This window comes from Streptomyces sp. NPDC048639 (assembly GCF_043199075.1).
GTDB lineage: Bacteria > Actinomycetota > Actinomycetes > Streptomycetales > Streptomycetaceae > Streptomyces.
Window position 1 is genome coordinate 478,874 of record NZ_JBICVP010000004.1, and the last position, 11,557, is coordinate 490,430.

Genomic DNA, 11,557 nt, shown 5'->3' on the forward strand with positions numbered 1-11,557 from the left:
GGCCGGGACCGCCCCGTGTACCACGACTCCGTCCAGAGCCCCGGACACGTGCCCCGCGCCCCCGATAAGATCACCCGGTTGTCGGGTACGGACGGAACGGGAGCCGGCACAGGCGCCGGCGGGCGCATTCCGGCACGCGCGACCGAGCTGCCGGAATGCGCCGGGGTGACGGCTCCGTCAGGGGGGAGGGGCACACGTGGCATCACGACGATTCCTTCCCTCCGCGGCTGGGGAGCGATCGGGGGCAATACACAGCGGTATGGCGCGATACGAAGCAGGATGTCATTGGAGATCCCCCGGGGTGCGACGAGACTGATGTCAGCCACGGAGGCCGGGCTGCTCCAGGAGCGGCACCCCGACCAGGGAAGACGGAGGCATCCTTGAAGATCCTCATCAGCGCGGACATGGAGGGCGCCACGGGCGTCACCTGGCCCGCCGATGTGCTCCCGGGCAGTGAGCAGTGGCAGCGCTGCCGCCGGCTGTTCACGTCCGATGTCAACGCAGCGGTCGCCGGGTTCTTCGACGGCGGCGCGGACCAGGTGCTCATCAACGAGGCCCACTGGACCATGCGCAATCTGCTGCTCGAAGAGCTCGATGAGCGCGCCCAGATGCTGACCGGCCGCCACAAGGCGCTCAGCATGGTCGAGGGTGTGCAGCACGGTGACGTCGACGGCATCGCGTTCGTCGGTTACCACACCGGTGCCGGGACCGAAGGCGTCCTCGCCCACACCTATCTCGCCAACTCCATCACCGGGGTATGGGTGAACGGCACGCGCGCCAGTGAAGGCCTGCTCAACTCCCTGGTGGTCGCCGAGTTCGGTGTGCCCGTCGTCCTCGTCACCGGAGACGACCGTACCTGCGAGGACGCCCTCGGCTACGCACCGCGGGCGCGCTCGGTGGCCGTGAAGGACTATGTGTCGCGGTATGCCGCGGTGTGCCGCACCCCGGCCCGTACGGCGGCGGACATCCGGGCGGCCGCCAAGGAGGCCGCGGGACTCGCGGTGCGCGGCACGCCCGTGGAGGACGGGCCGTACACCGTGGAGCTGGAGTTCGACGCCGAGCATCTGGCGGGCGCGGCAACCGTCGTGCCGGGCGTGGTCAGCAGCGGCGAGCGCAAGGTGGCCTACTCCGCCGGGACCATGTACGACGGCATCCGGTACTTCAAGGCCGTGACCACGATCGTGTCGTCCGCAGTGGAGGAGCAGTATGGCTGAGGCCGTTGACGACCAGGCCTTGGAGGAGGTCGTACGGTTCACCTCCGAGCTGATCCGCATCGACACCACCAACCGCGGTGGCGGCGACTGCACCGAGCGGCCCGCCGCCGAGTATGTGGCGGAGCGGCTCGCCGAGGCGGGACTGAAACCGCAGCTCCTCGAGAGCGCCCCGGGGCGTACGAACGTGGTGGTGCGGATCGAGGGTTCGGACCCGGACGAGGACGCCCTGCTGGTGCACGGCCATCTGGACGTGGTGCCCGCCGAGCCCGCCGAATGGAGCGTTCACCCCTTCTCCGGCGAGGTCAGCGACGGCATCGTGTGGGGCCGCGGCGCGATCGACATGAAGAACATGGACGCCATGATCCTGGCCGTCGTGCGGGCCTGGGCGCGGGCGGGCGTACGGCCCCGGCGCGACATCGTGGTGGCGTTCACCGCGGATGAGGAGGACAACGCGGCGTACGGGGCGGGCTTTCTCGTCGGCCGCCACGCCGGGCTGTTCGAGGGCTGCACCGAAGGGATCAGCGAGTCCGGGGGGTTCACCTTCCACGACGGCGACCGGCGCCTGTATCCGATCGCGGCGGGCGAGCGCGGCACCGCCTGGCTCAAGCTCACGGCCCACGGCACCGCCGGACACGGCTCCCGGGTCAACCGGGCCAACGCGGTGAGCCGGCTGGCCGGCGCCGTCTCGCGTATCGGGGAGCACGCGTGGCCGGTGCGGCTCACCCCGACCGTACGGGCCGCGCTGACCTCGCTCGCCGCGCTGCACGGTCTGGAGGCGGACCTGACCTCGGACGACCCCACCCGGCTCGCCCGTGAGGTCGACGCGTTGATCGCCGGGCTGGGGCCCGCGGCCAAGCTCGTCGAGGCGACCGTGCGCAACAGCGCCAACCCGACGATGCTGGAAGCCGGTTACAAACTCAATGTCATCCCCGGCAGCGCGACCGGGTTCGTCGACGGCCGCATGCTGCCCGGTGGCGAGGAGGAGTTCGGGGAGACGCTCGACCGGCTCACCGGGCCCGATGTGGACTGGGAGTTCCACCACCGGGAGATCCCGCTGCAGGCGCCCGTGGACTCGGCCACGTACCGGGCGATGAGCGAGGCCGTCGAGCGGTTCGACCCCGGCAGCACGGCGGTGCCCTACTGCATGCCGGGCGGCACGGATGCCAAGCAGTTCTCCCGGCTCGGCATCACCGGCTACGGCTTCTCGCCGCTCAAGCTCCCCGAGGGGTTCGACTACACCGCTCTCTTCCACGGGGTGGACGAGCGGGTCCCGGTCGAGGCGCTGCACTTCGGCGTGCGCGTGCTCGACCACTTCATGAGGAACAGTGCCCCGAAGGCCGGCACCGCGGACGCGGGCGGCCCGGCCGGTGGCGGGCACGGCAGCGGCACAGCACAGGAGGCGTGAGGAACATGGTGTCGACGGCCCCGTACGGCGCCTGGGAGTCGCCGATCGGAGCGGCGCTCGCGGCGTCCCACGACGGCAGGCCGGAGTTCGTGGGCGCGGTCGGCGAGGAAGTGTGGTGGACCGAGCCGCGGCCCGAGGAATCCGGGCGCAGAGCGCTTGTCCGGCTGCGCGCCGACGGCACCGAGCAGTCGCTGTTGCCGGCGCCCTGGAACGTCCGCAGCCGCGTCATCGAGTACGGAGGCCTGCCCTGGGCCGCGGTGCCCCGGGTGCGGGGCGGACCGCTCGCCGTGTTCGTCGACTTCGCCGACCAGCGGCTGTACGCGTACGAACCGGACGCTCCCGGAGCCCCCGCGCCCCGGCCCCTCACCCCGCTCTCGACGGTCGGCGACGGGCTGCGCTGGGCCGACGCCGAGATCCACCTGGAGCGCGGAGAGGTCTGGTGCGTGCTGGAGGAGTTCACGGGGGAGGCGCCGACCGACGTACGACGTGTCATCGCGGCGGTCCCGCTGGACGGTTCGGCCGCCGAGGACGGCGGCGCGATCCGTGAACTGACCGACGACCGGCACCGTTTCGTCACCGGGCCGAGGCTGTCCCCGGACGGCGCCCGCGCGGTCTGGATCGCCTGGGACCACCCCGGGATGCCCTGGGACGGTACGGAGGTGATGGTCGCCGACATCACCGAGGACGGCCGGTTCACCGGCGTCCACCGGGTCGTGGGCGGCACCGTCGAGTCCATCGCCCAGGCCGAGTGGACCGACGACGGGTCCCTGGTCATCGCCAGCGACCGCAGCGGCTGGTGGAATCTCTACCGCATCTCCCCGGAGGACGGGCGGGCCACCGCGCTGTGTCCGCGGGCCGAGGAGTTCGGCGGCGCGCTGTGGAAGGTCGGCTTCCGCTGGTTCGCCCCGATGTCCAGCGGCCTCATCGCCGTCGTCCACGGCCGCGGCACCACCGCTCTCGGCGTCCTGGACCCGGAGACCGGTGAGTTGTGCGACGCGGCCGGGCCGTGGACGGAGTGGTCGCCGAGCCTCGCCGTGACCGGGAGCAGGGTCGTCGGCATCGCCGCGAGTCCCCGCACCGGCTATCAGGTGGTGGAGCTCGACACCGCCACCGGCCGCACCCGGGTGACCGGTGCACGGCACCACGACCCGGTCGACCCGGCGTACTACCCGGAGCCGCAGATAAGGATCTTCACCGGGCCCGGCGGCCGCGAGATCCACGCCCACATCTATCCGCCCCACAGTCCGGACCACACCGCCCCGCCCGGCGAACTCCCGCCGTACGTGGTGTGGGTGCACGGCGGCCCCACCGGCCACGCGCCGCTCGTCCTGGACCTGGAGGTGGCCTACTTCACCTCCCGCGGCATCGGCGTCGCCGAGGTCAACTACGGCGGCTCGACCGGCTACGGCCGCGAGTACCGCAACCGGCTGCGCGGCCAGTGGGGCGTGGTGGATGTCGAGGACTGCGCTGCCGTCGCCGAGGCGCTGGCCGCCGAGGGCACCGCCGACCGCGAGCGGCTGGCCGTCCGCGGCGGCAGCGCGGGCGGCTGGACGGCCGCCGTGTCACTGGCGGCCACGGACGTCTACGCCTGCGGCACGGTCATCTACCCGGTGCTGGACCTGGCGAGCTGGGTCGCCGAGAACGGTACGCACGACTTCGAGTCCCGTTATCTCGAGGGCCTGATCGGCCTGCCCGACGAGGTGCCGGGCCGTTACCGGGACCGCTCGCCGCTGCACAACGCCCACCGGATCACCGCGCCCTTCCTGCTCCTCCAGGGCCTGGACGACGTGATCTGCCCGCCGGAGCAGAGCGAGCGCTTCGTAGCGGAAATGGCCGGACGCGGTGTCCGCCATGCCTACATCGCATTCGAAGGAGAAGGCCATGGATTCCGCAGGGCGGACACGATGACCAGGGCTCTGGAGGCCGAACTCTCCCTCTACGCCCAGACGTTCGGCCTCGCGGCCCCCGGCGTCCCGGTCCTGGAGATGGCCAAATGACGCCCACGGTGCGGCCGGGCCCGGCCGCGGGACCGCAGCCGGAGCGCTCCGCCGGAGCCGAGGAGGGACAGCGGACGCCGTTCGTGCCGTACCGCTACGGCGCCGACCCCCTCCCCGGGCCCCGCGTGGGCCGGGGGACGGAGGTATGGCTGGTGCAGGTCTCCTCGCACGCGAAGGACGCGGCCGCAGAGAGCCATGTGCTGGACGGCGAGGAGCGGGAGCGCGCCGCGGCCTTCCTGCGGGAGGCGGACCGCGACCGCTACCGGGTCGCGCATGTGGCCCTGCGGCGGCTGCTCGGCGGGTACCTCGGCCGCGACCCGGCAGCCGTGGAGTTCCTGCGCGAGCCGTGCCCCGGCTGCGGGAAGCTGCACGGCCGTCCCGCGCTGTCCGGCGAGTCGCTGCACTTCTCGCTCTCGCACTCGGGCGACCTGGTCGGGATCGCGGTCGCGGACACCCCCGTCGGCATCGATGTGGAGGAACTGCCGGCGCCGCAGGTGGTGGCCGAGGTGGCTTCCGTGCTGCACGCGGAGGAGCGCGCCGAGATCGAAGGCCGGCCCGAGGGACTGCGCCCTGCGGCGTTCGCCCGCTGCTGGACGCGTAAGGAGGCCTACCTCAAGGGCACCGGCATCGGGCTCGCGGAGGACCTCTCGGTCACGCTCGTGGGCGCGGGACCGGAGCCGGTCGATCCGCCCGGCTGGGACCTGGGCGACGTGCAGCTGCCCCCGGACCTGCGGGCGTACGCGGCGGCCTGCGCCGTACGCCGGGCGGCCGAATAGCCGCTCACCCGGGGCAGGCCCGTGCCGGGCCGGGCGGCTCACTCGTACGGGCCCGCGGAGGCGCATCGCCGGGCGCGGCCGGGGCAGGGGGCGTGCGGCCGGCTGCGGGCGGATGGGGCCGAGCCCGGGCGGGGCCGGGTGGGGCCGGGTGGGGCCGGGTGGGGTTCCGGCGGCGCGGTGCGGGCGCAACGGGCGCATGCTGGAAGCGAGGGGTGGCGGTACCCGCAGGGAGGTTCCTTCCATGAGTTCCAGGACCTCGACCAGAAGAACGTCCGGTGGCCGGCGCGGTGGGATGCACGGATCGCGCTGGGGCGACGTCCTGACGCCGTCCCGTGTCGTCGTGGGCCTGATCATGATCCTCTGCCTGGTGTTCGTCTTCGAGAACACCGGCGAGACCAAGATCCGCCTGCTGGTCCCCGAAGTGATCATGCCGCTGTGGCTGGCGCTCCTCGGAGTGGGAGTCATCGGCTTCGCCTGCGGTGCGTTCCTCTTCCGCCACCGGCGGAGGTAGGCCGCGCGCGGGCCGGCCGGGCTCCTTAGGATGGGCGGATGCCGTCCGACCGTGTCTATCTCGCAGTGGGCCCCCGCGTGGCCATCCGCCCCATCGAACGGCGGGACCAGGAGGAGTTCACCGCGAGGGTGCGGGAGAGCGCCGAGTTGCACCACCCGTGGGTGTTCCTGCCGACCGAAGCCGAGGAGTTCGAGCGGTGGTCGGCCAGATTCCGTACGCCCGCGGGCGAGGGCTACGCGGTGTGCGACCGGGAGACCGGCGAGCTCGCGGCCGGCATCGCGATCAACAACATCGTCCGCGGCGGCTTCCAGTGCGGGGCCGTAGGCTACGGGGCCTTCGCGCACGCGGCCGGGCGCGGCCTGATGACCGAGGGCCTCGGACTCGTCGTACGGCACGCCTTCGGCCCGCTCGGCCTCCACCGGCTGGAGGCCAACATCCAGCCGGGCAACGAGGCTTCGCGCCGCCTCGTCCAGCGCCTGGGCTTCCGGATGGAGGGATTCTCGCCGGACTTCCTCTTCATCGGCGGCGCCTGGCGCGACCACGAACGCTGGGCCATCACGGCCGAGATGACGGACAGTCGGACAGCGGAGCAGGCCTGACGGATACGGGCAGGCTCGCGGCCCGGCCGCACGCTCCTCGCCGCACCGTCGTGCGTCGCACCCACCACGGGCGTACACACCCGTAGCACCCCCTCGCCCACGCCCGCCTCGCTCGCACACACCCGTAGCACCCGTTTCGCCCGCGCCCGTCGCGCCCGTAACGCCGCACTCCGTCCCGGCCCGCCGCGCGCCCCCGCCGCCACCGGCCTTTTGCCCAACCCTGACCGGAGGCGGGCCTGGTCAGCCGCGCCGGGAGCGTGTTCCATGGTCATCGGGGGCGGCCGGTCAGGCGGCGGCCCGTACGAGGGAGCGAGGTTGCCGTGGCCACGACCGTGCGACGCACCGTACTGACCCTGCCCGGCGCGCCCGTCGGGCCGGAGAATCCGCTGCCCGCACTGCGGCCGCTCGACGGGGTGCACACGATCGGCGACCGCGAACGCGCCGCCCTGCCCGCGGACATGGCCCGGCAGGTCGGTTACGAACCGCTGCGGTCGGTGCTGCCCGTGCGGCTGCTCGACGGCTACGCCCGCGCGCGCGGCCCGGTCGGCCTCGACGCGCTCGTGATCGAGAACGACCGGCTCCGCGCCACCGTCCTGCCCGGCCTCGGCGGCCGCATCCACTCCCTCCACCACAAGCCGACCGGACGCGAACTCCTCTACCGCAACCCGGTGTTCCAGCCCGCGGACTTCGCGCTCAACGGCGCCTGGTACTCCGGCGGCATCGAGTGGAACATCGGCGCCACCGGGCACACCACCCTCTCCTGCGCCCCGCTGCACGCCGCACGCGTACCGGCGCCGGACGGCGGCGAGATGCTGCGGCTGTGGGAGTGGGAGCGGCTGCGCGACACCCCGTTCCAGGTCGATCTGTGGCTGCCGGAGGACTCGGACTTCCTTCTCGTCGGCGTCCGGATCCGCAATCCGCACGACCGTCCCGTCCCCGTCTACTGGTGGTCCAACATCGCCGTGGAGGAGCACGGGACCACCCGTGTCCTCGCGCCCGCCGACGAGGCGTGGCACTTCGGCTACGAGCGCAGTCTGCAGCGCGTACCGGTGCCCGAGTGGCAGGGCGCCGACCGCACCTATCCGCTGCGCAGCGAGTTCCCCGCCGACTGGTTCTACGAAGTGCCGGACGGCGCCCGGCGCTGGATCGCGTCGCTGGACGCGGACGGCCGGGGCCTCGTCCAGACCTCGACCGACCTGCTGCGCGGCCGGAAGCTCTTCGTCTGGGGCGCGGGGCGCGGCGGGCGGCGCTGGCAGGAGTGGCTCACCGAGCCCGGCACCGCCGGCTACGCGGAGATCCAGGCGGGGCTCGCCCGGACCCAGCTGGAGCACGTACGGCTGGAGGCGGGTGCGGAGTTCGCCTGGCTGGAGGCGTACGGCCCGCTGGCGGCCGACCCCGCCGCCGTGCACGGAGCGGACTGGTCCGCGGCGCGGGCCGAGGCGGAGGCCCGGCTGGAGGAAGTGCTGCCGTGTGCCGACGTCGACGCGGCGTACGCGGCGTGGCTGCCGTGCGCCGACACCGAGCCGAAGGAGGTCCTGGCGGCGGGGTCGGGCTGGGGAGCGCTCGAAGTGGCGCGCGGCGCCCATGAGTTGCCCGGAACGCCGTTCGACGCGTCGAGCCTCGGCGAGCAGCAGTGGCCGTGGCTGGAGCTGCTGCGGACCGGTTCCCTGCCGGCCGAACCCGTGTCACCGCACGACCCGGGGCCCACCCCGGTCTCGCCGCCCTGGCGGGAGATTCTGGAGACGACCGGGCCCGGAGCCCTGGCCGACTACCACCTGGGGGTCGCCCGGTGGCACGCCGGTGACCGTGCGCAGGCCGCGCGGAGCTGGGAGTGCTCGCTGGCCGCCGCGGAGACTCCCTGGGCGCTGCGATGCCTTGCGGTCGCGGTCGCGAACTCCGGGGACACCGAGCGCGCGGCCGATCTTCTGGCGCGAGCGGTCCACGTGGCGGCGGGAGGTGTCGCGGCGGGACGTGCGGTGGCAGGGAACGGCCCGGAAGCCGGGGCCTGTACGGGTGCCGAGACGGGCGCCGGCACGGGCACGGGCACGGGGCCGGGGTTCCGTACGGGGGAGGGGAGCGGGACCGATGCCCGCGGCCCCGAGCACGCCCTGTCCGCCGCGCTCGCCCGGGAGGCGATTCCCGCCCTGCTCGCGCGCGGACGGGCGGCGGAAGCGCGCGGCGTGCTGCGCCAACTGCCGCCGCAGCTCCGGGAATGCGGCCGGTTCCGGCTCTTGGAGGCGCAGATCCTCCTCGCCGAGGGCGACGCCCGCGCCGCGCGTGCCGTCTTCGACGCCGGGTTCGAGGTCGACGACCTGCGGGAGGGCGACGAGGTGTTGGAGGAGACCTGGTACGCCATCGCCGAGCGGCTGCTGTCGGACGGCTCCGGGGCTGACGAGTCCGCGGCGGACAGGGCCGGGACGTACAGGGCCGAGACGGACAGGGCCGGGACGGACAGGGCCCGGGCGGCCGGGGACCCGGCGGCGACCCTGCGGGCACGTGCCCGCGCCGAGCATCCGCTGCCGGGCCGGTACGACTACCGCATGCGGCCACAGGGCTGAATTCGGCAGTGAACCGCGGACCCGGGAATGATCGGCTCCGGTCCGCGGTTCCCCGGGCATGAAGGCTGCAACGATCAACGCCTATGGCGAGACCCCTCGGATCACGGAACAGCCGGAGCCCAAGGTCGGCCCGGACAGCGTGCTCATCCGCACCAAGGCCGCCGGGGTGAACCCGGTGGACTGGAAGATCACGGAGGGCTATCTCGACCCGCTCGTCTACGCCGACTTCCCGCTCGTCCCCGGCTGGGACATCGCCGGTGTGGTGGAGAAGGTCGGGGTGTCCGTCACCGAATTCGCGCCCGGGGACGAGGTGATCGGCTACAACCGCCAGGACCATGTACAGAACGGCACGTACGCCGAGCTGGTCCCCGCACCCGTCCGCGTCCTCGCCCGCAAGCCCGCCTCGCTGAGCTGGGCTCAGGCCGGCGGTCTGCCGCTGGCCGGCCTGACGGCGTATCAGTCACTGCGTGCGGCCGAGGTCGGCAAGGGCGACACGGTTCTGGTGAACGCGGCGGCGGGCGGCGTCGGTTCGCTCGCCGTGCAGATCGCCGTCGCCCGGGGCGCTCGCGTGATCGGCACCTCCAGCGAGGCCAAGCACGACTATCTGAGGTCGCTGGGCGCGGAGCCGGTCACCTACGGCGAGGGCCTCGTCGACCGGGTGCGGGCGCTGGCGCCCGAAGGGGTCGACGCCGCCTTCGACTTCGTGGGCGGTGACGCCGTCCCGGCGTCCCTGGAGCTGGTGAAGTCCCCGGCGCGGGTGGTGTCGATCGCCGATCACACGGTGGCCGAACACGGCGGCCGCTATCTGTTCGTCCGCCCGAGCAGCGAGGACCTGACGGCGCTCGGCGAGCTGGCCGACGCGGGGAAGCTCACCGTCCACGTCGAGAAGGAACTTCCGCTGGAGGAGGTCGCCGAGGCCTTCCGGGCCAGCCAGGAGGGCCGCGCCCGCGGGAAGATCGTCCTGGTGGTCGCCTGACGTACGTTCACCCGGGGCTGTCACGGATCGCGTCCGACGGAAGATCGCGTGCGGCGGATCGCGCACGAGGACGGGATCGCGCACGACGACGGGATCGCGCACGACGACGGGATCGCGCGCGGACGACGTGCGTCCGGCAGCCCCGGGGCCGGCCCGGCGTCAGTCCGCCGACCCGCCCCGATCGACGTACTCGAAGACGGAACCGTCCGGATGACGGGCCACCAGATTGCGGCCCATCGGGGTGGGCACGGGCCCGGCGATGATGTCGGCCCCCACCTCGGACAGGACGGCGTGCGCCTCGTCCAGGTCCTTCACGGCGATGGTGGCCGTGACCTTCCGCAGCACCTCGAGTTCCCAATCGGGACCGCTCATCAGCAGAAAGGCGCCGACCGCCGCCACGGAGACACCGCCGCGGCCGAAGCGCACCGCCTGACTTCCCGTCAGGCGTTCGTAGACGCCCACGGCGTGATCGAGATCGTCGACGCAGACGCGCAGTGAAGTACCCAGGATCTCCATGCGAACGAGCCTAGTCGGCCCGGCCGGAGCGGGTGATCGTATCCCCGTCGCGTCCGGTCCCGCCGATCGGCGGGTGACGGCCTCGCGTGTCAGCGGTGTCCTCCAACAGCCGTGTCTCGACACGGTGTTGGGACCTTCGGCTGCGTGGTGCGGCTCAGCGGCGGCAGAGGATCTCGCCGTGCAGCACCGCGAACCAGCCGTCCTCCCGGCGTCCCCACTCCCGCCAGGCGTCCGCGATCCGGCGCAGCTCCTCCGGTGAGGCGTGGCCGCCCTCCACGGCCCGGCGCGCGTACGAGGACTCGGTCGTGCGGTCCGCCCACAGGCCGCTCCACCACGCTCGCTCCTCAGGTGACGCGAAGCACCAAGTGGCCGCCGTGGACGTGATGTCGGTGAAGCCCGCCCGCCGGGCCCAGGAGAGCAGGTGCCGTCCGGCGTCCGGCTCACCGCCGCTCGCCCGCGCCACCCGCTCGTACAGATCCAGCCATGCGTCCAGGCCCGGCACGGCCGGGAACCATGTCATCGCCCGGTAGTCGGAGTCGCGTGCCGCGACGACGCCTCCCGGTCGGCACACCCGCCGCATCTCGCGCAGGGCGGCCACCGGGTCGCCGACGTGCTGGAGCACCTGGTGGGCGTGGACGACATCGAATGAGGCGTCGGGGTGGTCCAGTGCATGGACGTCGGCGACCGCGAAGTCGACGGTGTCCAGGCCGCGTTCGGCAGCCACGCGTCGCGCGTCGTCCAGAATGCCGGGGGCCGCGTCGACGGCGGTGACCCGGCCGGGCGCCACCCGTGCGGCCAGGTCCGCGGTGATGGTCCCGGGGCCGCAGCCCACGTCGAGCACGGAGAGGCCCGGGCGCAGCTCGCCGAGAAGATAGCCGGCCGAGTTGGCGGCAGTACGCCAGCGGTGGGAGCGGAGCACGGATTCGTGGTGTCCGTGCGTGTAGACGAGGGCCTTGTCCGGCATGGCGGTCCTCCCTCGGGCGGTGGCCTCTGCTGCGCAGCCTA

The 11,557-nt window shown here is 73.3% G+C and carries 10 protein-coding genes; 8 read left to right on the forward strand and 2 right to left on the reverse strand.

Features of this window, described 5'->3' with window-relative positions; translation table 11 throughout:
- Positions 1 to 380: 380 nt before the first annotated feature.
- The 8 genes from ACGFNH_RS13870 to ACGFNH_RS13905 all read left to right on the forward strand — a co-directional run bounded on the left by ACGFNH_RS13870 (position 381) and on the right by ACGFNH_RS13905 (position 10,036).
- On the forward strand, positions 381 to 1,214 hold the full coding sequence (locus tag ACGFNH_RS13870) for a M55 family metallopeptidase (RefSeq protein ID WP_393653299.1): 834 nt from the start codon (positions 381 to 383) through the stop codon (positions 1,212 to 1,214).
- Positions 1,207 to 2,619, forward strand: a complete 1,413-nt coding sequence (locus ACGFNH_RS13875; RefSeq protein WP_393653300.1) for a M20/M25/M40 family metallo-hydrolase — start codon at positions 1,207 to 1,209, stop codon at positions 2,617 to 2,619. The genes ACGFNH_RS13870 and ACGFNH_RS13875 overlap by 8 nt, the downstream gene beginning before the upstream one ends.
- A gap of 5 nt (positions 2,620 to 2,624) precedes the next feature.
- Entirely contained in the window at positions 2,625 to 4,616 is a 1,992-nt protein-coding gene (locus tag ACGFNH_RS13880) for a prolyl oligopeptidase family serine peptidase (RefSeq protein ID WP_393653301.1), read from the forward strand.
- Positions 4,613 to 5,392 carry a 4'-phosphopantetheinyl transferase family protein gene (locus ACGFNH_RS13885; RefSeq protein ID WP_393653302.1) on the forward strand — a complete coding sequence of 260 codons (780 nt, stop codon included), beginning with the start codon at positions 4,613 to 4,615 and terminating at the stop codon, positions 5,390 to 5,392. The genes ACGFNH_RS13880 and ACGFNH_RS13885 overlap by 4 nt, the downstream gene beginning before the upstream one ends.
- Before the next feature lie 241 nt (positions 5,393 to 5,633).
- A complete protein-coding gene (locus ACGFNH_RS13890; RefSeq protein WP_393653303.1) occupies positions 5,634 to 5,903 on the forward strand; it encodes a hypothetical protein in 270 nt (89 codons plus the stop codon).
- Between the two features lie 38 nt (positions 5,904 to 5,941).
- Positions 5,942 to 6,502: a GNAT family N-acetyltransferase gene (locus ACGFNH_RS13895; RefSeq protein WP_393653304.1), complete on the forward strand. Its 561-nt coding sequence runs from the start codon at positions 5,942 to 5,944 to the stop codon at positions 6,500 to 6,502.
- 320 nt (positions 6,503 to 6,822) lie between these two features.
- On the forward strand, positions 6,823 to 9,060 hold the full coding sequence (locus ACGFNH_RS13900; RefSeq protein ID WP_393653305.1) for a DUF5107 domain-containing protein: 2,238 nt from the start codon (positions 6,823 to 6,825) through the stop codon (positions 9,058 to 9,060).
- A 58-nt stretch (positions 9,061 to 9,118) separates the two neighbouring features.
- Entirely contained in the window at positions 9,119 to 10,036 is a 918-nt protein-coding gene (locus ACGFNH_RS13905; protein WP_393653306.1) for an NADP-dependent oxidoreductase, read from the forward strand.
- Positions 10,037 to 10,195: 159 nt separating this feature from the next.
- Here ACGFNH_RS13905 and ACGFNH_RS13910 read toward each other — a convergent pair whose 3' ends face one another.
- Positions 10,196 to 10,552 (reverse strand): VOC family protein, encoded by a 357-nt coding sequence (locus ACGFNH_RS13910; RefSeq protein ID WP_393653307.1) that lies wholly within the window; start codon positions 10,550 to 10,552, stop codon positions 10,196 to 10,198.
- 154 nt (positions 10,553 to 10,706) lie between these two features.
- A complete protein-coding gene (locus ACGFNH_RS13915) occupies positions 10,707 to 11,516 on the reverse strand; it encodes a methyltransferase domain-containing protein (RefSeq protein WP_393653308.1) in 810 nt (269 codons plus the stop codon).
- Between the last annotated feature and the right edge of the window lie 41 nt (positions 11,517 to 11,557).